Annotated in this window: 22 protein-coding genes; 13 read left to right on the forward strand and 9 right to left on the reverse strand. The window is 61.8% G+C overall.

Annotated features, from left to right (window positions below; genetic code table 11):
* Positions 1 to 6 precede the first annotated feature (6 nt).
* Genes hemA through kdsA form a run of 6 tightly spaced genes read left to right on the forward strand, consistent with a single transcriptional unit; the run spans position 7 to position 5,381 of the window.
* On the forward strand, positions 7 to 1,269 hold the full coding sequence (hemA, locus tag EDY99_RS07065) for a glutamyl-tRNA reductase (RefSeq protein ID WP_019454778.1): 1,263 nt from the start codon (positions 7 to 9) through the stop codon (positions 1,267 to 1,269).
* A gap of 31 nt (positions 1,270 to 1,300) precedes the next feature.
* Complete coding sequence (gene prfA, locus EDY99_RS07070) at positions 1,301 to 2,386, forward strand: peptide chain release factor 1 (RefSeq protein WP_049274251.1); 1,086 nt, start codon at positions 1,301 to 1,303, stop codon at positions 2,384 to 2,386.
* The gene (gene prmC / locus EDY99_RS07075; RefSeq protein ID WP_046686893.1) at positions 2,386 to 3,219 is read left to right on the forward strand and encodes a peptide chain release factor N(5)-glutamine methyltransferase; all 834 of its coding nucleotides are present in this window, start codon (positions 2,386 to 2,388) and stop codon (positions 3,217 to 3,219) included. The genes prfA and prmC overlap by 1 nt, the downstream gene beginning before the upstream one ends.
* A 44-nt stretch (positions 3,220 to 3,263) precedes the next feature.
* Positions 3,264 to 3,662 carry a SirB2 family protein gene (locus EDY99_RS07080; protein ID WP_033642758.1) on the forward strand — a complete coding sequence of 133 codons (399 nt, stop codon included), beginning with the start codon at positions 3,264 to 3,266 and terminating at the stop codon, positions 3,660 to 3,662.
* On the forward strand, positions 3,659 to 4,468 hold the full coding sequence (gene sirB1 / locus EDY99_RS07085; RefSeq protein WP_033642759.1) for an invasion regulator SirB1: 810 nt from the start codon (positions 3,659 to 3,661) through the stop codon (positions 4,466 to 4,468). The genes EDY99_RS07080 and sirB1 overlap by 4 nt, the downstream gene beginning before the upstream one ends.
* Positions 4,469 to 4,526: 58 nt before the next feature.
* Entirely contained in the window at positions 4,527 to 5,381 is an 855-nt protein-coding gene (gene kdsA / locus EDY99_RS07090) for a 3-deoxy-8-phosphooctulonate synthase (protein ID WP_004941087.1), read from the forward strand.
* A 47-nt stretch (positions 5,382 to 5,428) separates the two neighbouring features.
* Here the strand turns inward: kdsA and dauA are convergent, their stop codons facing one another.
* The gene (gene dauA, locus EDY99_RS07095; RefSeq protein WP_123061620.1) at positions 5,429 to 7,117 is read right to left on the reverse strand and encodes a C4-dicarboxylic acid transporter DauA; all 1,689 of its coding nucleotides are present in this window, start codon (positions 7,115 to 7,117) and stop codon (positions 5,429 to 5,431) included.
* A 232-nt stretch (positions 7,118 to 7,349) separates the two neighbouring features.
* The gene (locus EDY99_RS07100) at positions 7,350 to 7,835 is read right to left on the reverse strand and encodes a heme-degrading domain-containing protein (protein WP_025302499.1); all 486 of its coding nucleotides are present in this window, start codon (positions 7,833 to 7,835) and stop codon (positions 7,350 to 7,352) included.
* 198 nt (positions 7,836 to 8,033) lie between these two features.
* Between EDY99_RS07100 and EDY99_RS07105 the strand changes: the two genes are divergently transcribed.
* Positions 8,034 to 9,134, forward strand: a complete 1,101-nt coding sequence (locus EDY99_RS07105; RefSeq protein ID WP_123061621.1) for a GGDEF domain-containing protein — start codon at positions 8,034 to 8,036, stop codon at positions 9,132 to 9,134.
* A 32-nt stretch (positions 9,135 to 9,166) separates the two neighbouring features.
* Here the strand turns inward: EDY99_RS07105 and mfd are convergent, their stop codons facing one another.
* Positions 9,167 to 12,640 carry a transcription-repair coupling factor gene (mfd, locus tag EDY99_RS07110; protein WP_094143686.1) on the reverse strand — a complete coding sequence of 1,158 codons (3,474 nt, stop codon included), beginning with the start codon at positions 12,638 to 12,640 and terminating at the stop codon, positions 9,167 to 9,169.
* Positions 12,641 to 12,662: 22 nt separating this feature from the next.
* Positions 12,663 to 12,911, reverse strand: a complete 249-nt coding sequence (locus tag EDY99_RS07115) for a hypothetical protein (RefSeq protein ID WP_123061622.1) — start codon at positions 12,909 to 12,911, stop codon at positions 12,663 to 12,665.
* A gap of 38 nt (positions 12,912 to 12,949) precedes the next feature.
* Here EDY99_RS07115 and lolC point away from each other — a divergent pair, with 38 nt between their 5' ends.
* From lolC to cobB, 5 genes are all read left to right on the forward strand, one after another.
* The gene (gene lolC / locus EDY99_RS07120) at positions 12,950 to 14,152 is read left to right on the forward strand and encodes a lipoprotein-releasing ABC transporter permease subunit LolC (RefSeq protein ID WP_038877815.1); all 1,203 of its coding nucleotides are present in this window, start codon (positions 12,950 to 12,952) and stop codon (positions 14,150 to 14,152) included.
* The gene (gene lolD, locus EDY99_RS07125) at positions 14,145 to 14,849 is read left to right on the forward strand and encodes a lipoprotein-releasing ABC transporter ATP-binding protein LolD (protein WP_004941120.1); all 705 of its coding nucleotides are present in this window, start codon (positions 14,145 to 14,147) and stop codon (positions 14,847 to 14,849) included. Before lolC ends, lolD begins: the two co-directional genes overlap by 8 nt.
* Entirely contained in the window at positions 14,849 to 16,096 is a 1,248-nt protein-coding gene (gene lolE / locus EDY99_RS07130; RefSeq protein ID WP_033642765.1) for a lipoprotein-releasing ABC transporter permease subunit LolE, read from the forward strand. The genes lolD and lolE overlap by 1 nt, the downstream gene beginning before the upstream one ends.
* A gap of 53 nt (positions 16,097 to 16,149) precedes the next feature.
* Positions 16,150 to 17,067 carry an N-acetylglucosamine kinase gene (nagK, locus tag EDY99_RS07135; protein WP_123061623.1) on the forward strand — a complete coding sequence of 306 codons (918 nt, stop codon included), beginning with the start codon at positions 16,150 to 16,152 and terminating at the stop codon, positions 17,065 to 17,067.
* 91 nt (positions 17,068 to 17,158) lie between these two features.
* Positions 17,159 to 17,995 (forward strand): Sir2 family NAD+-dependent deacetylase, encoded by an 837-nt coding sequence (gene cobB, locus EDY99_RS07140; RefSeq protein WP_046899329.1) that lies wholly within the window; start codon positions 17,159 to 17,161, stop codon positions 17,993 to 17,995.
* Between the two features lie 44 nt (positions 17,996 to 18,039).
* On the opposite strand, the gene potD is transcribed toward cobB, so the two are convergent.
* From potD to EDY99_RS24550, 5 genes are all read right to left on the reverse strand, one after another.
* Positions 18,040 to 19,083 (reverse strand): spermidine/putrescine ABC transporter substrate-binding protein PotD, encoded by a 1,044-nt coding sequence (gene potD, locus EDY99_RS07145; RefSeq protein WP_033642768.1) that lies wholly within the window; start codon positions 19,081 to 19,083, stop codon positions 18,040 to 18,042.
* Between the two features lie 226 nt (positions 19,084 to 19,309).
* Positions 19,310 to 20,092: a spermidine/putrescine ABC transporter permease PotC gene (gene potC / locus EDY99_RS07150; RefSeq protein WP_033642769.1), complete on the reverse strand. Its 783-nt coding sequence runs from the start codon at positions 20,090 to 20,092 to the stop codon at positions 19,310 to 19,312.
* Complete coding sequence (potB, locus tag EDY99_RS07155) at positions 20,089 to 20,949, reverse strand: spermidine/putrescine ABC transporter permease PotB (RefSeq protein ID WP_033642771.1); 861 nt, start codon at positions 20,947 to 20,949, stop codon at positions 20,089 to 20,091. The genes potC and potB overlap by 4 nt, the downstream gene beginning before the upstream one ends.
* Positions 20,933 to 22,048, reverse strand: a complete 1,116-nt coding sequence (potA, locus tag EDY99_RS07160) for a spermidine/putrescine ABC transporter ATP-binding protein PotA (protein WP_033642772.1) — start codon at positions 22,046 to 22,048, stop codon at positions 20,933 to 20,935. The genes potB and potA overlap by 17 nt, the downstream gene beginning before the upstream one ends.
* Positions 22,049 to 22,056: 8 nt before the next feature.
* Positions 22,057 to 22,347, reverse strand: a complete 291-nt coding sequence (locus EDY99_RS24550) for a hypothetical protein (RefSeq protein ID WP_127897190.1) — start codon at positions 22,345 to 22,347, stop codon at positions 22,057 to 22,059.
* Between the two features lie 57 nt (positions 22,348 to 22,404).
* Between EDY99_RS24550 and pepT the strand changes: the two genes are divergently transcribed.
* On the forward strand, positions 22,405 to 23,634 hold the full coding sequence (gene pepT, locus EDY99_RS07165) for a peptidase T (RefSeq protein WP_123061624.1): 1,230 nt from the start codon (positions 22,405 to 22,407) through the stop codon (positions 23,632 to 23,634).
* The last annotated feature ends 29 nt before the right edge of the window (positions 23,635 to 23,663 follow it).

Genomic DNA, 23,663 nt, shown 5'->3' on the forward strand with positions numbered 1-23,663 from the left:
GAAGCAATGACCCTGCTGGCGTTAGGTATAAATCACAAAACCGCTCCGGTTTCTCTGCGTGAAAGGGTGACCTTCTCGCCAGAGTCCATCGATGAGGCGCTAACCAGCTTGCTCCAACAACCGTTGGTGCAGGGCGGCGTCGTGTTGTCCACCTGCAACCGCACCGAGCTGTACCTCAGCGTAGAGCAACAGGAACACATGCACGAGCAGCTGGTCGCCTGGCTGTGCGCGTATCACAACCTGCGCCCGGAAGAGGTGAAGAAAAGCCTGTACTGGCATCAGGGCAACGACGCGGTCAGCCATCTGATGCGGGTGGCCAGCGGGTTGGACTCTCTGGTGCTGGGCGAACCGCAGATCCTCGGCCAGGTGAAAAAGGCCTTCGCCGAGTCGCAACGCGGCCAGTCGCTGTCCGGCGAGCTGGAGCGGCTGTTCCAGAAATCCTTCTCCGTCGCCAAGCGCGTGCGCACCGAAACCGAAATCGGCGCCAGCGCGGTCTCCGTGGCTTTCGCCGCCTGTACGCTGGCGCGGCAGATCTTCGAATCGCTGGCCGATCTCAACGTCTTGCTGGTGGGCGCCGGTGAAACCATCGAGCTGGTGGCGCGCCACCTGCGCGAACACAAAGTGCGGCACATGATCATCGCCAACCGCACCCGCGAGCGCGCGCAGCTGCTGGCGGACGAGGTGGGTGCGGAAGTGATCACCCTGCCGGAGATCGACGAACGCCTGGCGGACGCCGACATTATCATCAGTTCCACCGCCAGCCCGCTGCCGATCATCGGCAAGGGGATGGTGGAGCGCGCGCTGAAGGCGCGCCGCAACCAGCCGATGCTGCTGGTGGATATCGCCGTACCGCGCGATATCGAGCCGGAGGTCGGCAAACTGGCCAACGCCTATTTGTACAGCGTGGACGATCTGCACGCCATCATTCAAAGCAACCTGGCGCAGCGCAAAGCGGCGGCGGTGCAGGCGGAGTCGATCGTGCAGCAGGAAAGCACCAACTTTATGGCCTGGCTGCGCTCGCAGGGCGCGGTGGAAACCATCCGCGACTACCGTTCGCAGGCCGACCAAATTCGCGCAGAGATGGAGGCCAAAGCGCTGGCCGCCATCGCGCAGGGCGCCAACGTGGAGCAGGTTATTCACGAGCTGGCCCATAAACTGACCAACCGTCTTATTCATGCCCCTACCAAATCCCTCCAGCAGGCCGCCGGCGACGGCGACGTGGAGCGGTTGCAGTTATTACGCGACAGCCTCGGGCTGGATCAGCATTAGTTTTCTCTATTAACAGGGTTTATTACCACGCATGAAGCCTTCTATTGTTGCCAAACTGGAAGCGTTACAAGAGCGCCATGAAGAAGTGCAGGCGCTGCTCGGTGATGCCGGCGTCATCGCCGAGCAAGACCGGTTCCGCGCGCTGTCGCGAGAATACGCGCAGCTGACCGACGTCAGCCGCTGCTTCCTGGAATGGCGTCAGGTGCAGGAGGATCTGGAGACGGCGGAAATGATGCTGGACGATCCGGAAATGCGCGAGATGGCGCAGGAAGAGCTGAAACAGGCGCGGGCGACCAGCGAAGAGCTGGAACAGCAACTGCAGGTGTTGTTGCTGCCGAAAGATCCGGACGATGAGCGCAGCTGCTTCCTCGAAGTGCGCGCCGGCACCGGCGGCGATGAGGCGGCGATCTTCGCCGGCGATCTGTTCCGCATGTACAGCCGTTACGCCGAAAGCCGCCGCTGGCGCGTCGAGGTGATGAGCGCCAACGAAGGCGAGCACGGCGGCTTCAAAGAAGTGATCGCCAAAGTTTCCGGCGACGGCGTGTACGGCCAGCTGAAGTTTGAATCCGGCGGCCATCGCGTGCAGCGCGTGCCGGAAACCGAATCCCAGGGGCGCATCCACACCTCCGCCTGCACCGTGGCGGTGATGCCGGAAGTGCCGGAAGCCGAGCTGCCGGACATCAACCCGGGCGATCTGAAAATCGACACCTTCCGCTCTTCCGGCGCCGGCGGCCAGCACGTTAACACCACCGACTCGGCGATCCGCATTACCCACCTGCCGACCGGCATCGTGGTGGAGTGTCAGGACGAACGTTCACAGCACAAAAACAAAGCCAAGGCGATGTCGGTGCTGGGCGCGCGCATTCGCGCCGCCGAGATGGCCAAGCGCCAGCAGGCCGAGGCGTCCACTCGCCGCAACCTGCTTGGCAGCGGCGATCGTTCCGATCGCAACCGCACCTACAACTTCCCGCAGGGGCGGGTGACCGACCACCGCATCAACCTGACGCTTTACCGCCTGGACGAAGTGATGGAAGGCAAACTGGACATGCTGATCCAGCCGATCGTGCAGGAGTATCAGGCCGATCAGCTGGCTGCGCTGTCCGCCGAGCAAGAGTGATGGATTATCAACACTGGCTGAAAGCCGCCGCCGCGCGTTTGACCCACAGCGACAGCGCCCGGCGCGACGCGGAAATCCTGTTGGGTTTCGTGACCGGCAAGGCCAGAACCTTCCTGATGGCGTTCGGCGAAACCACGCTGACGCCGCCGCAGCAACAGCAGCTGGAGACGCTGCTGGCGCGCCGCGAACGCGGTGAACCGGTGGCCTATCTGGTGGGCGAGCGCGAGTTTTGGTCGCTGCCGCTGTCGGTTTCGCCCGCGACGCTGATCCCACGCCCGGATACCGAATGCCTGGTGGAACTGGCGCTGGCGCGCCTGCCGCCGCAACCCTGCCACTTCCTCGATCTCGGCACCGGCACCGGCGCCATCGCGCTGGCGCTGGCCAGCGAGCGCCCGGATTGTTCGGCAATCGGCGTCGATGTGCAGCCGGACGCGGTCGCGCTGGCGCAGCACAATGCGCACAAGCTGAAGATCGACAACGTTCGATTTTTACAGGGCAGCTGGTTTGCGCCCGTGGCCGGGCAACGCTTTGCGCTGATCGCCAGCAATCCGCCCTATATCGACGCCGCCGATCCGCATTTGTCGCAGGGCGACGTGCGCTTCGAGCCGGGCAGCGCGCTGGTGGCCGCCGAGCACGGGCTGGCCGATCTGGCCGCCATCGTGCGCCAGGCGCCGCACTATCTGCAGCCACAGGGCTGGCTGCTGTTGGAACATGGCTGGCAGCAGGGTGAGAGCGTGCGCGCGCTGCTGCAGGCCGCCGGATTTTCCGCTGTCGCCACCCACCGTGATTACGGCGACAACGATCGTGTGACGCTCGGCCAATGGCCGGGATAAGCGCCCCTCATAATAACGACGTCCGGGCCATCTAAGGGAGCATCATGACTGCATACACCGCGTTGAAACATTTCCATTTGCTGACGGTCGCCATCAGTATTACCTTGTTTGTGCTGCGTTTTTACTGGCAGTGGCGCCGCTCGCCGATCGTGGGGCGCCGCTGGGTCAAGATAGCGCCGCACCTGAACGACACGCTGCTGTTCGTCAGCGGCATCGCGCTGGTGGTGACGTTCGGGTTTTATCCGCTGCTGGGTATGGACTCATGGCTGACCGAGAAGCTGTTTGGCGTTATTATCTATATCCTGCTTGGCTACGTCGCATTGGGCAAGAAGACCAAAAGTCAGCGGCTGCGAACCGTGGCGTTCGTGCTGGCGTTGGGCTGTCTGTATCTGATAATTAAACTTGCCACGACGAAAATACCGTTTCTGATGGGATACCTATGAGTAGCATTGCTGATTTTGAATTTAACACCTCGCCGCTGAGCGAAGGGGTGATCCTGGTGTCGCAGTCGGTAAGGCGTGATTTCCCCGCCGCCGACGTGGAGCGCAAGCTGCAACAGCTGGTGGACGAAGCGCGCGCGGCGGTGCCGGCCGACATCACACAGGAGCAGCAACTGGATGCGCTCATCGAACTGTTCTACAAAACCTGGGGATTCGGCGGCGCCAGCGGCGTCTATCGCCTGTCGGACGCCATCTGGCTGGATAAGGTGCTGGAGGGGCGGCAGGGCACGCCGGTTTCGCTCGGCACCATCTTCCTGCATATCGCCAACGCGCTGGATTTGCCGCTGCTGCCGGTGATTTTCCCCACTCAGCTGATCCTGCGCGCCGATTGGCTGGATGAAGAGCTGTGGCTGATCAACCCGCTGAACGGCGAAACCCTGAGCGAACACCAGCTGGAAGTGTGGATCAAGGGCAACCTGGGGCTGGGCGCCGAGCTGGAAGACGACGATCTCGACGAATCCGAGAACATCATGGTGGTGCGCAAGATGCTGGATACGCTGAAGGCCGCCCTGATGGAAGAAAAGCAGCTGGAAATGGCGCTGCGCACCAGCGAGACGGTGCTGTGCTTCGATCCGGAAGATCCGTACGAGATCCGCGATCGTGGGCTGATTTACGCCCAGCTGGAGTGCAACCATATCGCGATTTCCGATCTCAACTATTTTGTCGAGCAGTGTCCTGAAGACCCGGTCAGCGAAGTGATCAAAGTACAGATCCATTCGATTGAGCCGAAACAGGTGACGCTGCATTAATTCAATGACTCCGTGCAGTTTGCAAGGCGACGGTTACAACCTTAACAAAGGCGAAAGCATGAAACAGAAAGTGGTTAGCATTGGCGACATCGACGTAGCAAACGACCTGCCGTTTGTGCTGTTTGGCGGTATGAACGTGCTGGAATCGCGCGATCTGGCGATGAGCATCTGCGAGCACTACGTCACCGTGACGCAAAAACTGGGCATTCCTTACGTTTTCAAAGCCTCTTTCGACAAAGCCAACCGTTCTTCCATCCACTCGTACCGCGGTCCGGGCCTGGAAGAAGGGATGAAGATCTTCGAAGAGCTGAAGAAAACCTTCGGCGTGAAAATCATCACCGACGTTCACGAAGCGGCGCAGGCGCAGCCGGTTTCCGAAGTGGTTGACGTGATCCAACTGCCGGCCTTCCTGGCGCGTCAGACCGATCTGGTGGAAGCGATGGCGAAAACCGGCGCGGTAATCAACGTCAAGAAGCCACAGTTCGTCAGCCCGGGACAGATGGGCAACATCGTCGACAAATTCAAAGAAGGTGGCAACGACCAGGTGATCCTGTGCGATCGCGGCAGCAACTTTGGTTATGACAACCTGGTGGTCGACATGCTGGGCATCAACGTGATGAAGAACGTGACCGGCGGCCATCCGGTAATCTTCGACGTGACCCACGCGCTGCAGACCCGCGATCCGTTCGGCGCCGCGTCCGGCGGCCGTCGCGCTCAGGTGGCCGAGCTGGCGCGCGCCGGCATGGCGGTTGGCCTGGCAGGGCTGTTCCTCGAAGCGCACCCGGATCCGAACAACGCCAAGTGCGACGGCCCGTCCGCGCTGCCGCTGGACAAGCTGGAGCCGTTCCTGGCGCAGATGAAAGCCATCGACGACCTGGTGAAGAGCTTCCCGGAGCTGGATACCAGCAACTAAGCGCTCATCGCCAAAAAAAAAGCCCGACTCGTCGGGCTTTTTTACGTTTAGGCGCCGGTGTCCGCCAGCGCTTCCGGCAGCGTCGGGTAGAACTGCAGCCGGCCCTCGATCGGCTGCACCCGCGCGCGCGCCAGGGTTTTCAGCGGCTGGAACGGCACGTCGGTGATCACCAGCTTTTTATCCGCCGGCAGCACGTCGATAAAGCGACGCAGGGCGCTCAGGCCGCCGGCGTCGAGCACCGGCACCGCATCCCATTGCAGCACGATCGTCCGATAGCCCTCGCTGCGCGCCAACAGTTCGGTAAAGATGCGCTCGGCGGCGGCGAAGAACAGCGGGCCGTTCACTCGCAGCACCAGGCGGCCATCGTCGGCGCTCAGTTCGCTCAGCCGCGTCATGCGGGCGATACGGCGCATAAACAGCAGCGACGCCAGCACGATGCCCACGGTAATGGCGATCACCATGTCGAACAGCACCGTCAGCGACATGCACAGCAGCAGCACCAAAATATCGTCCTTCGGCGCCCGGCGCAGCAGGTAAACCACCTTGTGGGCCTCACTCATGTTCCAGGCGACCATCAACAGCAGCGCCGCCATCGCCGCCAGCGGCAGATAAGAGAGCCACGGCGCCAGGACCAGCAGCGCCAGCAGCACCAGCAGCGCGTGGATGATGGCGGATACCGGCGAGGTGGCGCCGGCGCGCACGTTGGCGGCCGAACGGGCAATCGCGGCGGTCGCGGTGATGCCGCCGAAGAACGGCGCGATGATGTTGCCCGCGCCCTGGCCGATCAGTTCGCTGTTCGAGTTATGCTTCTTGCCGGTCATGCCGTCGAGCACCACCGCGCACAGCAGCGATTCGATCGCCCCGAGCATCGCCATCGAAAACGCCGCCGGCAGCAGGGCGGAGACGGTTTGCCAACTGAGGCTGAACGGCTGCCCGCCGCCGCCCGGCAGATCCCAGGGCAGCAGCAGCTGCGGCAAGATAGGCGGGATGCCCTGGCCGCTGCTGCCGTCGGCCAGCAGGTAGCTGAAACGAGAGCCGATGGTCGCCACCGGGTGGTCAAACAGCGTCAGCAGCCCCATCAGCGCAGTGCCTGCCAGCAGCGCCGGCAGGTGGCCGGGCACGCGCAGGCCGAGTTTGGGCCAGAAGATCAGGATCAAGAGCGTCACCGCGCCGATCAGGGTATCGCCGAGATCCAACGTCGGCAGCGCCTGCAGCAGGGCGTACAGCTTGCCGACGTAGTTTTCCGGCGTGTGCGTCAGCTGCAGACCGAAAAAGTCCTTAATCTGCATGGTGGCGATGGTGATGGCGATACCGGAGGTAAAACCGAGCGTCACCGGCAGCGGAATGTACTCGATCAGCCGGCCAAAGCGCGCCAGCCCCATCAGCAGCAGAAATACCCCGGAGATCAACGTGGCGACCAGCAGGCCGGCCAGGCCGAACTGCTGCGAGACCGGATAGAGGATCACCACGAAGGCGGCGGTGGGGCCGGAGACGCTGTAGCGCGAACCGCCGCTGACGGCGATGACGATGCCGGCGATGGCGGCGGTATACAGGCCATACTGCGGCGGCACGCCGCTGGCGATCGCCAGCGCCATCGCCAGCGGAATGGCGATAATGCCGACCGTCACCCCGGCGATGGCGTCTTTCAGCAACCGCGCCAGGCTATAAGGTTCCCGCCAGCAGGCGTCTATCAGCGCGCTGAAGGGGCGAATTTTGTTTATTTCATGGGTTTTCATCTACGGTGCGTACCAAATCTTCAAAAGTGAAAGGAATGGCGGGCCCGATGAGGTCCGTCTTGTCACGTGACAGATACCATACGCCTTTTGTTCAGCGGATTACCAGACCTGCGTCAATTTGGCACAGGAAATCAGAGTGTCGTCGTTTTATCCGGCGCTAAATGCCGTTAACAGGTAAGTAAGCCGCAGATTCTGCGGCTGAAAAAGAAAGGAATAATCAAGGTTTTGGCGGTTAGTGCAGAGCGGGTAGGGATAAGCCGAGAAAGTGGGCTAAAGTGCTTACCAACAGCTGGTGATCTTCCTTCTGCGGCGCGCCGGAAATGCTGATGCTGCCGACGCAGCCGAGGCCGGTCAGGGTGAGCGGGAAGGCGCCGCCGTGCACCGAATAGTCGCGTACGCTCAGCCCGTAGCGCTCCTCCAGCGACGTTTGCCGCTGCTGCAGACGCAGGCCGATGGCGTAAGAACTTTTGTGAAAATGGTTTACCAGATTGCGCTTGCGCCGCACCCAGTCGGCGATGTCCGGCGTGGCGCCCGGCATGGCGTAATAAAACAGCGTCTGCCCGGCCAGTTGGATTTCGATGGCGATGCTCAGGCCGCGTCGCTCGGCGGCGGTTTTCAGCGCCGCGCCCAGCTCCCAGGCGGTGGTGGCGTCAAAATGGGTAAAGGCCAGCGTCGCTTCCTGTTCGCTGAGCGCCTGCAGTTCATCGTCGATATTCATGCGTTTCTCCCCCGATATACAAAGGACAGAGTAGCCTGAAGCGAGCATCGTGAGATAGACGGCTTGGCGATAAGATAGAACTGCTACTCTATTAATAGACTGTGTAAAATGGCCGCCGCCGAAGCGGAGACGACAGGGATGCGTTATTCAACGTCTTTACATTACCCCTGGCGATCCCGAGGAGCGCGCTGACTATTTATGACTTACATTGCGTCCATTTCCACCCTTTACAGCGACGCCTGCATCACCTACGCCACGCTGTCGATAAGCTATTTCCTGCTCAGCAAGAATGCCCCGTTTTCTTATCAATCCGCACGGTGGAAGCGCATCGTTTTCGGCCTGCTGGCCGGCGTGGCAGCGCTGTACTTAAGCCAGGACCGCCTGGAGCTGACCGATAAGGTTCACTACAGCTTTGCGATGATCCCGATGATTTTGGTGACGTTCTTCGGCGGCGGCGTCAGTGGGCTGGTGAGCTTTCTGTTCGCTATGGCACTGACCGGTGGCTTCACCGTCGATAACCTGTTCATCGCCTCGATTGTCGCGCCGCTGCTGCTGTCGCGGGTGTGGCTGAAGAAATCCCATCGGGTGTTTTACCTGACGATCGGCGTCATCGCGCTGTATCGCATCGTTGTGGTGTGGCTGTTGGTGGACCTGAGCGGGCTGTGGCCGGATGTGTTGCTGTACCAGGCGGCTTCGGCGCTCTGTCTGGCGATTTGCTATCATGCGCTGAATTTCAAAGAGCGCCACATCTACGCCTATTTCGCGATGCGCGCGCGCGCCACGACCGACAGCGTGACCCATATCAACAACCGCGCCAGCGTCGATTATCACCTGATGCTGCAGCGCGCCGAACGTCGCCCGTGCGGGCTGATGATCCTCGATTTGGATAACTTCAAAAACATCAACGACACTTACGGTCACCCGGCCGGTGACGTGCTGCTGGCCAGCGTGGGGCGGCTGCTGCAAAACAGCGTGCGTAACGAGGACTTCGTCGGGCGCTACGGTGGCGAGGAGTTTATGGTGATCACCGCCAGCTACGATCCGCAGATCATCGGCGGAGTGGCGGAGCGCATTCGCAGCGCGGTGGAAAGCTCGACGTTTTTGCTGAATGCGCACGACGAAGCGCACATCACGCTGTCGATCGGCGTGTCGCTGTATCTGCCCGGCATGACGCTGGACAAGGCGATCGCCATGACCGACGAAGCGTTGTATGAGGCGAAGCGCAGCGGCAAAAACCGGGTGGTGACCAGCCGCGTGATGCAGCTGGCGCCGCTGGGGGCCGGTTTTCCGCGCGAGTAAGCCGCCCCCGCCGCCACGGCGGGGGCGTTGGCTCAGGCCGCCAGCGTGTGTTCGCGGAACGCGTTCAGCAGCTCTTCGGTGAACGTCAGGCGTTTCTGGCGATCGGCCAGATCGAGCGTGAACTTCAGCTTGCTCGGGCCATCCAGGCGGTAAACCTGCGGATTGCCCTGCAACAGGCCGATCAGATAACCCGGGTCGACGCGGTTATTGTCGCCGAACTCGATAAAGCCGCCGCGCTCGTTGCTCTCGATGCGTTTGATCCCCAGCTTCTGCGCATGTAGCCGCAGCGCTGCGCACTGCAACAGGTTACGCGCCGCGTCCGGCAGTTGACCGAAGCGGTCGATCAGTTCGACCTTCAGCTCATCCAATTCACCGTCGTTCTTCGCGCTGGCGATGCGCTTATACAGCGACAGGCGGGTATTGACGTCGGGAATGAAATCTTCCGGCAGCAGCGCCGGCATGCGCAGCTCCACCTCGGTCTGGCTGTTGGTGAGATCTTCCAGCGACGGTTCGCGGCCGTTTTTCAACGCGTCGACGGCGCTTTCCAGCAGTTCCATGTAGAGCGAGAAGCCGACGGTGGTCATCTGGCCGCTCTGGTCTTCGCCCAGCAGCTCACCGGCGCCGCGGATCTCCAGATCGTGGGTCGCCAGCGCAAAACCGGCGCCGAGGTCTTCCAGCGAGGCGATGGCCTCGAGCCGTTTATGGGCGTCGGTGCCCATGGCTTTCGGGTTTGGCGTCAGCAGATAGGCGTAAGCCTGGTGGTGCGAACGCCCGACGCGGCCGCGCAATTGATGCAGCTGCGCCAGGCCGAAGCGATCGGCCCGCTCGATGATGATGGTGTTGGCGCTGGGGATATCGATGCCGGTTTCAATGATGGTGGTGCACACCAGTACGTTGAAGCGCTGGTGGTGGAAATCGTTCATCACCCGTTCCAGATCGCGTTCGCGCATCTGGCCGTGGCCGATGGCGATGCGCGCTTCCGGCACCAGCTCAGCCAGACGCTGCGCCGCTTTCTCGATGTTTTCCACGTCGTTGTAAAGGTAGTAAACCTGGCCGCCGCGCAGCACTTCGCGCAGGATCGCCTCGCGCACCACCAGGCTGTCGTATTCGCGCACGAAGGTCTTCACCGCCAGCCGGCGCGCCGGTGGGGTGGCAATGATAGACAGATCGCGCATGCCGCTCATCGCCATGTTCAGCGTCCGCGGGATTGGCGTGGCGGTCAGCGTCAGGATATCGACATCGGCGCGCATCGCCTTGATGCGCTCCTTGTGGCGCACGCCAAAGCGGTGCTCTTCATCGACGATCAGCAGCCCCAAATCCTTCCAGCGCAGATCGCTTTGCAGCAGTTTGTGGGTGCCGATGATGATGTCCACTTTGCCTTCGGCCGCGTCGTCCAGTACCTGTTGCTGCTCTTTGGCGCTGCGGAAGCGCGACATCATCTCGATGCGGATCGGCCAGGTGGCGAAGCGATCGCGGAAGTTGTCGAAGTGCTGCTGCGCCAGCAGCGTCGTCGGCACCAATACTGCCACCTGCTTGCCGTTTTCCACCGCCAGGAAGGCGGCGCGCATCGCCACTTCGGTTTTGCCGAAGCCGACGTCGCCGCAGACCAGGCGGTCCATCGCCAGCGGCTGGCACATGTCGCTCAGCACCGCGTTGATCGCCTGTTCCTGATCCGGCGTGGTTTCGAACGGGAAGCTCTGGCAGAACAGCTGGTACTGCTCGCGGTTGTGTTTGAAGGCGAAACCGGCCTTGGCGGCGCGCTGGGCGTAGATATCCAGCAGCTCGGCCGCTACGTCGCGCACCCGCTCGGCCGCTTTCTGCCGCGCGCGCGTCCAGGCGTCGCCGCCCAGTTTGTGCAGCGGAGCGTTTTCGTCCGCGCCGCCGGCGTAGCGGCTGATCAGGTGCAGCGATGACACCGGCACGTACAGCTTGTCCTCACCGGCGTAGGAGAGGATCAGGTATTCGGCCTTGATGCCGCCGGCCTCCAGCGTGGTCAGGCCGACATAGCGGCCCACACCGTGCTCCAGGTGCACCACCGGCTGGCCGGGATGCAGCTCCGCCAGGTTGCGGATCAGGGTATCGGTATTGATGGTGCGCCGGTTGTCCTGCCGGCGACGGCTGACGCGCTCGCCGAGCAGATCGCTTTCGCAGATCAGCGCCCGCCGGCGCAGGCCGTCGAGGAAGCCGTGTTCGGCGGCGCCGACCATCATGTAACGGCCCGCGGTTTCCGCCTGATCTAGTCGTTGGATCAAGGCAGGCGCCAGCTTGATGCGGCCGAGCAGATCCTGCAGCGTTTCACGCCGCCCCTCGCTCTCGACGGAGAAGATCACGCTGCCGTCAAAACTTTCAATAAAGCGGCGCAGATTATCCAGCGGGGATTTATGCTGCGCCTGCACCGCCAGATCGGGCAGGGCATGGTAGTCCAGATTGGTATTGCCCGCTTTGGCCGGCAGCTCATCGGTTTTCAGCGCGATGCGCGGCCAGGCTTTCAGCTCGCCGAACAGTGCGTCAACGCGCAGCCACAGCGTATCCGGCGCCAGCAGCGGGCGCATCGGATCGACGCGGCGGCTTTCGAAACGCTGGTTGACGTCCTGCCAAAAGCGCTCGGCGGCGCCCTCCAGATCGCCGGTGTTGACGATCAGCGTATTGGCCGGCAGGTAGCTGAACAGCGACGGCAGCGGCTGGCTGAAGAACAGCGGCTGCCAGTATTCGATGCCGGCGGGCCAGGCGCTTTTGCTGACCTGCTGATAGATGTGCTCGGCGTCGCGACGCACCTCAAACTGCTCGCGCCACTGGCTGCGGAACAGCTCGATGGCGTTTTTGTCGGTAGGGAACTCGTGGGCCGGCAACAGATTGATGGCCTCGACTTCGCTCAGCGTGCGCTGGGTGTCGACGTCGAAGATGCGCAGGCTGTCGATTTCGTCATCGAAGAAGTCGATGCGGTAAGGCTCATCGCTGCCCATTGGATACAGGTCGAGCAACGCGCCGCGGGTGGCGAATTCGCCGTGCTCCATCACCTGATCGACGCTGCGGTAACCGGCCTGTTCCAGCTGCGCGCGCAGCTTGTCGCGCGACAGGCGCTGGCCTTTCTTCATCACCAGCGCGTGTCCGTGCAGGAACTCGTGCGGGCAGACGCGCTGCATCAGGGTGTTGACCGGCAGAATAATCACGCCGCGCGCCATGGTCGGCAGGTGATACAGGCTCGACAAACGATCCGAGATGATTTCCTGATGCGGCGAGAAGCTGTCGTACGGCAGGGTTTCCCAGTCGGACAGCGTGGTCACCATCTGATCGGTGAACTGCTGGATCTCGTCGCGCAGCCGCAGGGCGTTTTGCATGTCCGGCGCGATCAGCATCACCGGGCCAGGGTGGCGTTCGACGATCTCGGCGCACTCCACGGCGCAGGCCGCGCCGGTCAGTTGCCCCAGCTGGCGCAGATCGCCCGCGCGATCGGGCAGAGAATAACGGGGGGATGAGGAACGGTTACGGCTATCGGAAGTGCTCATTCAGGTATCTTTAATCAATGTGTTAGAGGGCGTTCCGGCACGGATAACCCAGCGCCTTTATGCTGTTTATAGTAGCCCAGCGGCCGGCAAACTGACACAGCAAAAAGCGCTGCCCATCAATTTTCTGCCGGTTATTTAACCGGTTAATGTCGTCTGTTTTTTGCGGCTGAGGATAAATAACGCGCGAAGCTGCCGCCGTCTCCCTCTTCGCCGCCACGCAATAAAAGGCCCTCGGGTGTTCCCTAAACGAGGGAGAGCCTTTATTATCCATGATCACTTTGCTTAAGCCACGGCTATCAAACGGATTTCATGTATCAACCTGTCGCGTTATTCATTGGCCTGCGCTACATGCGCGGGCGAGCCTCAGACCGCTTCGGGCGGTTTGTTTCCTGGCTTTCCACCATCGGCATTACGCTGGGGGTGATGGCGTTGGTCACCGTGCTGTCGGTGATGAACGGTTTCGAAAAGGATCTGGAGAACAACATCCTCGGCCTGATGCCGCAGGCGTTGGTTACCAGTCCGCAAGGATCGGTCAACCCGCAGCAGCTGCCGGCCTCCGAGGTGCAGAAGCTGCAGGGCGTCACGCGCGTCGCACCGCTGACCACCGGTGACGTGGTGCTGCAAAGCGCCCGCAGCGTGGCGGTCGGGGTGATGCTCGGCGTCAATCCCGACGAAGCCGATCCGCTGACCCCGTATCTGGTCAACGTCAAGCAGCAACAGCTGCAGCCGGGCCAATACAACATCATCATCGGCGAACAGCTGGCGGGGCAACTCGGCGTCAAGCGCGGCGATTCGCTGCGCGTGATGGTGCCGAGCGCCAGCCAGTTCACACCGATGGGCCGCATTCCCAGCCAGCGCCTGTTCACCCTTATCGGCACCTTCCACGCCAACAGCGAGGTGGACGGCTATCAACTGCTGGTCAACCAACAGGACGCTTCGCGCCTGATGCGCTACCCGGCCGGCAACATCACCGGCTGGCGCCTGTTCCTGCAGCAGCCGCTGGCGGTCGATACCCTCAGCCAACAGGCGCTACCGGCGGGCACGGTCTGGAAAGACTGGCGCGATCGCAAGGGCGAGCTGTTCCAGGCGGTGCGCATGGAGAAAAACATGATGGGGCTGCTGCTCAGCCTGATCGTGGCGGTGGCGGCGTTTAACATCATTACGTCGCTCGGCCTGCTGGTGATGGAAAAGCAGGGCGAGGTCGCCATTCTGCAGACCCAGGGGCTGACTCGCCGCCAGATCATGTCGGTGTTTATGGTGCAGGGCGCCAGCGCCGGTATCATCGGTTCGCTGCTCGGCACGCTGCTCGGCGTGCTGCTGGCCACCAACCTGAATAACCTGATGCCGATCCTCGGCGCATTGATCGACGGCGCTTCGCTGCCGGTGGCGGTCGATCCGCTGCAGGTGACGATCATCGCCGTGGTGGCGATGGCGGTTTCCCTGTTGTCCACGCTCTATCCTTCATGGCGCGCTGCCGCCGTACAACCCGCTGAGGCTTTACGTTATGAGTAACCATCTTTTGCTGCAGTGTGACAACCTGTGCAAGACCTATCAGGAAGGCAACCTGCACACCGACGTGCTGCGCAACGTCAGCTTTGCCATGCAGCAGGGCGAGATGATGGCGATCGTCGGCAGCTCGGGTTCCGGCAAGAGCACCCTGCTGCACCTGCTGGGCGGGCTGGACTCGCCGACCTCCGGCGAGGTGATTTTCAAGGGCGAATCGCTGAACGCCATGTCTTCGGCGGCCAAGGCTGAGCTGCGCAACCGCCAGCTGGGCTTCATCTATCAGTTCCACCACCTGTTGCCGGACTTCACCGCGCTGGAAAACGCCGCCATGCCGCTCTTGATCGGTGGCGCCAAACCGGCTCAGGCGCAGGAGAAAGCGCGGGAGATGCTGGCGGCGGTCGGGCTGGAAAAGCGCAGCAAACACCGTCCGTCCGAGCTTTCCGGCGGCGAGCGTCAGCGCGTGGCGATCGCGCGCGCGCTGGTTAATAACCCGGCGCTGGTGCTGGCGGACGAACCGACCGGCAACCTCGACAAGCGCACCGCGGACAGCATCTTCGATCTGCTCGGTGAGCTGAACGTGCGTCAGGGCACCGCTTTCCTGGTGGTAACGCACGATCTGCAGCTGGCCAAGCGCTTGAGCCGCCAGTTGGAAATGGCCGACGGTCACCTGCAGGCGCAGCTGACCCTGATGGGGGCCGAGTAATGGCGGGAGCCTCACTGTCCTTCCTGACGGCCCTGCGTTTCAGCCGCGGCCGTAAACGCGGCGGCATGGTGTCGCTGATCTCGGTCATCTCCACCATTGGCATCGCGCTGGGGGTGGCGGTGCTGATCGTCGGTCTGAGCGCGATGAACGGCTTTGAGCGCGAGCTGAAGAACCGCATTCTGGCGGTGGTGCCGCACGGCGAGCTCGAGCCGGTCAATCAGCCGTTCAGCGGCTGGCCGTCGATTCTGCAGCGGGTGGAAAAGGTGCCGGGCATTGTGGCCGCCGCGCCGTACATCAACTTTACCGGCCTGATGGAAAACGGTGCTCAGCTGCGCGCGGTGGAAGTCAAAGGTGTGGATCCGCAGCAGGAGAGCCGACTGAGCGCGTTGCCGCAGTATGTGCAGGGCGACGCCTGGGCCAACTTCAAGCCCGGCGAGCAGCAGGTGATCCTCGGCAAGGGCGTGGCCGACGCGCTGGGCGTCAAGCAGGGCGCCTATGTCACGGTGATGATCCCCAACAGCGACCCTGAGATGAAGCTGCTGCAGCCGAAGCGTATTCGCCTGCACGTGACCGGCATTTTGCAGCTCAGCGGCCAGCTCGATCACAGCCTGGCGCTGGTGCCGCTGGCCGATGCGCAGCAGTATCTCGACATGGGTGACAGCGTCACGGGTATCGCTCTCAAGATGAACGACGTGTTCGCCGCCAACAAGCTGGTGCGCGACGCCGGCGAAGTGACCAACGCTTACATCTATATCAAGAGCTGGATCGGCAAGTACGGCTACATGTACCGCGACATCCAGATGATCCGCGCCATCATGTACCTGGCGATGGTGCTGGTGATCGGCGTGGCCTGCTTCAACATCGTTTCCACGCTGGTGATGGCGGTGAAAGACAAAAGCGCCGACATCGCGGTGCTGCGCACCCTGGGCGCCAAAGACGGCTTTATCCGCGCCATTTTCATCTGGTATGGGCTGCTGGCCGGGCTGCTGGGCAGCCTGAGCGGCGTGGTGATCGGGGTGATCGCCTCGCTGCAGCTGACCAACATCATCCGGGGCATCGAGAAACTGGTCGGCCACTCCTTCCTGTCGGGCGATATCTACTTCATCGACTTCCTGCCTTCCGAGCTGCACTGGCTGGACGTGCTGATCGTGCTGGCGACCGCTATCGTGCTGAGTCTGTTGGCCAGTTGGTATCCGGCGAGGCGCGCCAGCCGCATCGATCCGGCGCGGGTGCTGAGCGGACAATAAAACCCACGGGGAGGCAGCGATGCCGCCCCGTTTTTTTAGCCTGGGGATGGGTTATGTACTACGGTTTCGATATGGGCGGCACCAAGATTGAGCTGGGGGTGTTCGACGACAGCCTGCAGCGCATTTGGCAAAAGCGGATGCCGACGCCGCGCGACGATTATCGGCAACTGCTGGCTACGCTGTGCGAGCTGACCCTTGAGGCGGATGCGTTTTGCGGCCGGCGCGGCAGCGTCGGCATCGGCATTCCGGGCCTGCCCAACGACGATGACGGCACGCTGTTTACCGCCAATGTGCCGGCGGCGATGGGGCGGCCGCTGCCGCGCGATCTGGCGGCGCTGATCGGGCGCGAGGTGCGGGTCGATAACGACGCCAACTGCTTTGCGCTGTCGGAGGCCTGGGACGACGAGTTCCGCCGCTACCCGACGGTGCTGGGCATCATCCTCGGCACCGGCGTAGGCGGCGGCCTGATCGTCGAGGGCAAGACGGTGCCCGGGCGCAACTATATCGCCGGCGAGTTCGGCCATTTGCGCCTGCCGGTGGACGCGCTCGAGGTGCTGGGGCGTGATGTGCCTCGCGTCGCCTGCGGGTGCGGCCATCAGGGTTGCATTGAAAATTACATATCGGGCCGCGGTTTCGAATGGATGTACGCCCATTTTTATGGCCGGCGCTTGCCTGCCACCGAGATCATTGCGCATTATCAGGCGGGTGAGCCGCAGGCCGTGGCGCATGTCGATCGCTTTATGGACGTGCTGGCGATCTGCCTGGGTAACCTGCTGACGGTGCTGGATCCGCACCTGGTGGTGATCGGCGGCGGGCTGTCGAACTTCGACGCCATTTACCAGGCGTTGCCGCAGCGGCTACCGGCGCACCTGCTGCGGGTGGCTCGGCTGCCGCGCATCGAGAAGGCGCGCTATGGCGACGCCGGCGGCGTGCGCGGCGCAGCGTTTCTCAATTTGACTCGCCCAACGTAATGGGCGTTGCGGCCAGGCGTGAATGTATACAGCCAACAACGCCGCAACGTTCAGTAAGAAGGGTAAACAGGGAAAAGTAAGGAGAGAGTTAATGCACACTCGCCATCGGCTGTGTCAGTTTCGCAAGAGTAAGCATGTGCTGCATCAGCGCTTTCGTTCACGCATTTTTCACCGTGACACCATGGCGGCGGCCGAGCTGAAAAAGCCGTTTGTGGTGGTGTTGACCGGGGCCGGCATTTCGGCCGAGTCGGGCATTCGCACCTTCCGCGCCGCGGATGGGCTGTGGGAAGAGCACCGGGTGGAGGACGTCGCCACGCCGGAAGGTTTTCAGCGCGATCCGGCGCTGGTGCAGGCGTTTTACAATGAACGTCGCCGCCAGCTGCAGACCGAGGACATCGCCCCGAACGCCGCGCACCGCGCGCTGGCGGATCTGGAAGAGTGGCTGGGGGACAACTTCCTGCTGGTCACGCAAAACATCGATAACCTGCATGAGCGCGCCGGCAGCAAGCGGGTGCTGCACATGCACGGCGAATTGCTGAAGGTGCGCTGCACCCAGTCGGGCCAGGTGTTCGAGTGGCCCGGCGATCTCAGCGTCGATGAGCGTTGCCACTGCTGCCAGTTCCCGGCGCCGTTGCGGCCGCACGTGGTGTGGTTCGGCGAGATGCCGCTGGGCATGGACGACATCTACCAGGCGCTGAGCAAGGCCGATTTCTTCGTCGCCATCGGCACCTCCGGCCATGTCTATCCGGCGGCCGGGTTCGTGCATGAGGCGCGGCTGGGCGGCGCCTACGCGATGGAGCTGAACCTGGAGCCGAGTCAGGTGGAAAGCCAGTTCGACGAGAAACACTACGGCCTGGCCAGCGAAGTGGTGCCGCGTTTTGTGCACAAATTCCTGGTGGGCAAGGTGGCGCGGGCCGATAAGCCCTAAAGACATCAGGGCGCAATGCGCGCCCTGATGGGATGGCGGGCGTGTTAGCGCCCGGCTTTCAGCTTTTGGAAGTAGCTTTCGTACAGCGTGCTGGCGTCGCCGACGTCGTTTTGCCACTCGCCGTGCTCAATCACAGTTTTATCCGGGTAGAGAGACGGATCGTTGGCGATCTCCGGCGACAGCAGCTTCTTCGCCGCCAGGTTCGGCGTCGGGTAACCGATGGTTTCCGCCACCTGCACCGCGATTTCCGGCCGCAGCAGGAAGTCGATCAGCTTCAGCGCCCCCTCGACGTTGCGCGCGTTGGCCGGAATGGCCAGGCTGTCCATCCAGAAGATCCCGCCTTCCTTCGGCCAGACGATCTCCAGCGGCGTGCCGGCCTGGCGCGCCACGAAGGCCGAACCGTTCCACACCATGCCGACGTTGACTTCCCCTTCCATAAACGGGTTGCCCGGGTTGTCGGAGTTGAAGGCCAGCACGTTCGGCATCAATTTTTGCAGTTCGCGGTAGGCGGCTTCGATCTCTTTCGGATCGGTGGTGTTGCCCGAATAGCCCAGCTTGAGCAGCGCCATCTGGAACACTTCGCGCGCATCGTCGGTCAGCAGCAGACGGCCTTTGTACTGCGGCTGCCACAGATCGGCCCAGGAGGTGACGGTGGACGGATCCTGCGCGTCGCTGTTAACGCCGATGGCGGTGGCGCCCCAGATGTAAGGGATGGAGTAGTCGTTGTTGGGATCGAACGGCTTGTTCAGCAGGGTAGGATCGAGATCCTTGAAGTGGCTGAGCTTGCTCTTGTCGATTTTTTGCAGCATGCCTTCCTTGCTCATCTTGGCGATGAAGTAAGTGGAAGGCACCACCAGATCGTACGCGCCGTCCTTGTAGGTCTTCAGCTTGGCGTACATGCTTTCGTTGGATTCATAGGTGGAATAAATCACCTTGATGCCGGTTTCTTTGGTGAACTGCTCCAGCAGCCCCGGCGGGACGTATTCAGTCCAGTTATAGAAATACAGCGTTTTGCCGTCAGAGGCGTTTGCAGAGCAGAAACTCAGCGCCATCATCCCGGCTGCGAGCAGATGTGACCACTTTTTCATGCAGCGTATCCTTCAGCAGTAGTGAGCCGAACCCGTATGAGCCGCCGTTTTCGGCCGCGCCATACCCCAGAAAGGGGCCATTATAGGGGCCGGGGCGGGGTGGGTAAAGGCGGTTATCCCAGCGGCAAATCAGCGGGTTAACCGAGTCAGGGCCATCACCAAAGGCCGCTTTCATATCATTGTGGTCAATGAAAGAGACGGGCGCCGCAGCGCCCGGCGGGAAGGATTACTCGGCCTTGGGCGAGCGATCGCGCATCACCCACTGGCTGGCGATCACCAGCGTCAGCGACAGCAGCAGCAAAATGGTGGCCAGCGCGTTAACCTCAGGCGAGACGCCGACTTTCACCATCGAATAGATCTTCAGCGGCAAAATCTCGTAGCTCGGCCCGGTGACGAAGGAGGAGACGACCACGTCGTCCATCGACAGGGTGAAGCTCAGCAGCCAACCGGCCGCCACCGCCGGCATCGCCAGCGGCAGAATGATTTTGCGCAGGATGGTGAACTCGCTTGCGCCGAGATCGCGCGCGGCTTCCAGCATCTTCACGTCGAAGCCTTTCAGGCGCGCGTAGACGGTCACGACCACGAACGGCAGGCAGAAGGTGATGTGCGAGAACAGCAGCGACCAGAAGCCGAGCGAAATGCCCAGCAACATGAACAGCACCAGCAGCGAGATGGCCATCACGATGTCCGGCGACATCATCACCACAAACAGCATGCCGCCGACGAACGGTTTGCCGCGGAAGCGGTAGCGGTACAGCGCCACCGCGGTCAGCGAGCCGATCAGCGTGGCGAAGGTGGCGGAGAGCACCGCCATGGTCAGCGAGTGGCCCGCCGCCTGCAACAGGCTGTCGTTGTTGAGCAGCGTGCTGTACCACTTGGTGGTGAACCCTTGCCAGTTGATGCCGAAGCGCGAGGCGTTGAAGGAGTTGACGATCAGGATGACGATCGGGATATACAGATAGGCGTATACCAGCGTCATAAAGCCGCCGCGCAGCAGACGTCCGATCATGCCAGATCCTCTTTCTTGTTCAGCAGGCGGGCGGCCCGGTAATAGACCAGCAGCAACAGCCCCATCACCAGCGTCAGGCAGATGCTGGTGGCCGCGCCGAACGGCCAGTCGCGGATATTGAGGAACTGGCTTTTAATCACGTTGCCGATCAGCAGGTTTTTGGCTCCGCCCATCAGATCGGCGACGAAGAACAGCCCCATCGCCGGCAGCACCACCAGCAGGCAGCCGGCGATAATGCCCGGCATGGTCAGCGGCACGATGATGCGGATAAAGGTTTGGAGCTTGCTGGCGCCGAGATCGCGCGCCGCCTCCAGGCAGGATTTATCGAGCTTTTCGATGCTGGAGTAGAGCGGCATCACCATAAACGGCAGCAGGATATATACCAGGCCGAGGATCACCGCTTCCGAGGTGTACATGATGCGCAGCGGCTTGTCGATAACGCCGATCCACAGCAGCGCGTCGTTGAGATAGCCGCGGGTGCTGAGAAACAGCTTCAGGCCGTAGATGCGGATCAGCGAGTTGGTCCAGAAGGGCACGATCAGCAGAAACAGCAGCAGCGGCCGCACCTTCTGCGGCAAGCGCGCCAGAATAAAGGCGAACGGATAGCCGATCACCAGGCAGCACAGGGTGGCGATCAGCGCCATGTTCAGCGAGTGCAGCAGCACCTGGGCATACAGCGGATCGAACAAGCGCCGGTAGTTATCCAGCGTGAACACCATCTGCACCAGGTTGGCGTCATCACGGGTCAGGAAGCTGGCGCCGATGATCATCAGGTTCGGCATGAACACGAACAGCAACAGCCAGGCGACGACGCCGACGATCACCACATTCTGGAAGACTTTACGCGATTTCTTCATCGGCCAGCACCACCTCCCAGCTTTCGACCCAGGTCACCGCCATCTTCTGATTGAGCGAGTGATCGACGTCCGGATCGTCTTCGTTGAAGAACTCGCTGACCATCACCGTTTTGCCGTTCTCCAGCTCGACCACCGATTCCAGCGTCATGCCTTTGTAGTTGCGCTCACGCACGTAACCGATCAGCCCGTCGTGCTGCGCGCTGTCGTTCACTTCTTCCACCCGCAGATCCTCCGGGCGCAGCAGCACCTTGAGCTTTTGGCCCGGTTCTACCGGCAGATCGGCATAGATGTCGCACTCGCGGCCTTCCACATTGGCGCGCACCCGCTGCGGATCGAGGCGTTGCAGGACCACCGCGTCGAAGATGTTGATCTCGCCGATGAAGCTGGCGACGAACAGGTTTTTCGGCTCTTCATAGATCTCACGCGGCGTGCCGTCTTGCTCGATGCGGCCTTCGCGCATCACCACGATGCGATCCGACATGGTCAACGCTTCTTCCTGATCGTGGGTGACGAACACGAAGGTGATGCCCAGCTTGCGCTGCAGCGCTTTCAGTTCGTTCTGCATCTGCTTGCGCAACTTGTAGTCCAGCGCCGACAGCGATTCGTCCAGCAGCAGCACTTTCGGCTTGTTGACCACCGCGCGGGCGATGGCCACACGCTGCTGTTGGCCACCGGAGAGCTGGCCCGGCCGCCGCTTGGCGAAGGCATCCAACTGCACCATGCGCAGCGCCTCTTCGACGCGCGGCGTCAGTTCGGCCGCCGGCACCTTTTGCATGCGCAGGCCGAAAGCGACGTTGTCGAACACCGACATGTGCGGAAACAGGGCATAGCTCTGAAACACGGTGTTGACGTGGCGATGCTCGGCCGCAATGGCGGTGATGTCCTGGCCGTCGAGCGCGATGCGGCCCCGATCGGCGTCTTCCAGACCGGCAATCAGGCGCAGCACCGTGGTTTTGCCACAGCCGGAGGGGCCAAGAATGGTGAGGAATTCGCCGTGATTAATCGTCAGATCCAGATCGGCAATGATGGTTTTGCCATCGAACGCTTTGCTCAGGGCATGCAGTTCAACAAGGGGGGCTCGAGAGGATGTCTCAGTCATTTATCGTCTTACTCTATCCCGTGGGCTAATGCAGATAGAACCGCAACTGGAAAAGACTGCCGGAGCTTGCGGGCATGCCCGCGATTCAAAAGAAGCTCAAACCAGTTGCGCCAATGGAAATTTTTCGAGCGCGCATGATAGACGCTGAATGCCGGAATTGAAAGCCGATCCGGCCCAGATGCCGCGTTTTTCATCATGATAGCGACAAATGACCCTGTGATGACAGCGTTATTTCCCTCTGAAATCATCACAAAGATTAATGATATTGGCGAATTCTGGTTAAAAATGACCTGACGCAATATTTGATCCTGATCGGTTCAGCATAATGAAACGCGATATTCTGAGGGGCCGCTACCATGGATAAATTACTTGACCGCTTTTTCAACTACGTCTCTTTTGACACCCAGTCCAAAGCGAACGTAAAGCATGTGCCGAGTACCGACGGGCAGTTGAAGCTGGCGCGTGCGTTGCAGCAGGAAATGATCGCGCTCGGCTTCGAGCGGGTGTCGCTCAGCGAGCACGGCTGCGTGATGGGCACCTGGCCGGGTAACGTCGCCTGGCCGGTGCCGGCGGTCGGTTTTATCGCCCATCTGGATACTTCGCCGGATTTCAGCGGCAAACACGTCAATCCGCAGATCGTCGAGAACTATCGCGGCGGCGATATTGCGCTCGGCATTGGCGATGAAGTGCTGTCGCCGGTGATGTTCCCGATCCTGCACCAGATGTTGGGGCAGACCCTGATCACCACCGACGGCAAAACGCTGCTGGGCGCCGACGACAAGGCCGGCATCGCCGAGATCCTCACCGCCATGGCGCGCCTGCGCGCGCGCAAAATCCCGCACGGCGACATCCGCGTGGCCTTCACCCCGGATGAAGAGGTGGGCAAGGGGGCACAGCTGTTCGACGTGGCGGCCTTCAATGCCGAATGGGCTTACACGGTGGACGGCGGCGGCGTCGGTGAGCTGGAGTGCGAAAACTTCAATGCCGCCTCGGTGACGATCAAAATCCTCGGCAACAGCGTGCACCCCGGCAGCGCCAAGGGCGTGATGGTCAACGCGCTGTCGCTGGCTACCCGCATTCATCAGGCGCTGCCGGCGGACGAAACGCCGGAGACCACCGAGGGTTACCAGGGCTTTTACCACCTCAGCAGCATCAAGGGCAGCGTGGAACGCGCCGAAATGCACTACATCCTGCGCGACTTCGAGCGCGAGGGATTCGAGGCGCGCAAACGCAAGATGGTGGACATCGCCCGCGAGGTCGGCAAAGGCCTGCCGCGCGATTGTTATATTGAAGTCAGCATCGAAGACAGTTATTACAACATGCGCGAACAGGTGGCGGAGCATCCGCACGCGATCGCGCTGGCGCAGCAGGCAATGCGCGACTGCGACATTGAACCGGTGATGAAACCGATCCGCGGCGGCACCGACGGCGCGCAGCTGTCGTTCCGCGGCCTGCCGTGCCCGAACCTGTTCACCGGCGGCTACAACTACCACGGCAAGCACGAATTCGTGACGCTGGAAGGCATGGAGCAAGCGGTGGCGGTGATCATGCGCATCGCGGCGCTGACCGCCGAGCGGGCGCGGTAAAACGGGACGCTTGCGATTATCATAATCGC

It is taken from the genome of Serratia sp. LS-1, from assembly GCF_003719595.1.
In the GTDB taxonomy this organism is placed as follows: Bacteria; Pseudomonadota; Gammaproteobacteria; order Enterobacterales; family Enterobacteriaceae; genus Serratia; species Serratia ureilytica.

Coding starts and splice junctions, on each gene's coding strand:
- cobB (WP_046899329.1), top strand. CDS start 17,159: ATGCACACTCGCCATCGGCTGTGTCAGTTTCGCAAGAGTAAGCATGTG.
- mfd (WP_094143686.1), bottom strand. CDS start 12,640: ATGAGCACTTCCGATAGCCGTAACCGTTCCTCATCCCCCCGTTATTCT.
- nagK (WP_123061623.1), top strand. CDS start 16,150: ATGTACTACGGTTTCGATATGGGCGGCACCAAGATTGAGCTGGGGGTG.
- prmC (WP_046686893.1), top strand. CDS start 2,386: ATGGATTATCAACACTGGCTGAAAGCCGCCGCCGCGCGTTTGACCCAC.
- EDY99_RS07100 (WP_025302499.1), bottom strand. CDS start 7,835: ATGAATATCGACGATGAACTGCAGGCGCTCAGCGAACAGGAAGCGACG.
- kdsA (WP_004941087.1), top strand. CDS start 4,527: ATGAAACAGAAAGTGGTTAGCATTGGCGACATCGACGTAGCAAACGAC.
- EDY99_RS07080 (WP_033642758.1), top strand. CDS start 3,264: ATGACTGCATACACCGCGTTGAAACATTTCCATTTGCTGACGGTCGCC.
- potB (WP_033642771.1), bottom strand. CDS start 20,949: ATGAAGAAATCGCGTAAAGTCTTCCAGAATGTGGTGATCGTCGGCGTC.
- sirB1 (WP_033642759.1), top strand. CDS start 3,659: ATGAGTAGCATTGCTGATTTTGAATTTAACACCTCGCCGCTGAGCGAA.
- EDY99_RS07105 (WP_123061621.1), top strand. CDS start 8,034: ATGACTTACATTGCGTCCATTTCCACCCTTTACAGCGACGCCTGCATC.
- potD (WP_033642768.1), bottom strand. CDS start 19,083: ATGAAAAAGTGGTCACATCTGCTCGCAGCCGGGATGATGGCGCTGAGT.
- hemA (WP_019454778.1), top strand. CDS start 7: ATGACCCTGCTGGCGTTAGGTATAAATCACAAAACCGCTCCGGTTTCT.
- lolD (WP_004941120.1), top strand. CDS start 14,145: ATGAGTAACCATCTTTTGCTGCAGTGTGACAACCTGTGCAAGACCTAT.
- dauA (WP_123061620.1), bottom strand. CDS start 7,117: ATGAAAACCCATGAAATAAACAAAATTCGCCCCTTCAGCGCGCTGATA.
- EDY99_RS07115 (WP_123061622.1), bottom strand. CDS start 12,911: ATGGATAATAAAGGCTCTCCCTCGTTTAGGGAACACCCGAGGGCCTTT.
- prfA (WP_049274251.1), top strand. CDS start 1,301: ATGAAGCCTTCTATTGTTGCCAAACTGGAAGCGTTACAAGAGCGCCAT.
- lolC (WP_038877815.1), top strand. CDS start 12,950: ATGTATCAACCTGTCGCGTTATTCATTGGCCTGCGCTACATGCGCGGG.
- potA (WP_033642772.1), bottom strand. CDS start 22,048: ATGACTGAGACATCCTCTCGAGCCCCCCTTGTTGAACTGCATGCCCTG.
- pepT (WP_123061624.1), top strand. CDS start 22,405: ATGGATAAATTACTTGACCGCTTTTTCAACTACGTCTCTTTTGACACC.
- potC (WP_033642769.1), bottom strand. CDS start 20,092: ATGATCGGACGTCTGCTGCGCGGCGGCTTTATGACGCTGGTATACGCC.
- lolE (WP_033642765.1), top strand. CDS start 14,849: ATGGCGGGAGCCTCACTGTCCTTCCTGACGGCCCTGCGTTTCAGCCGC.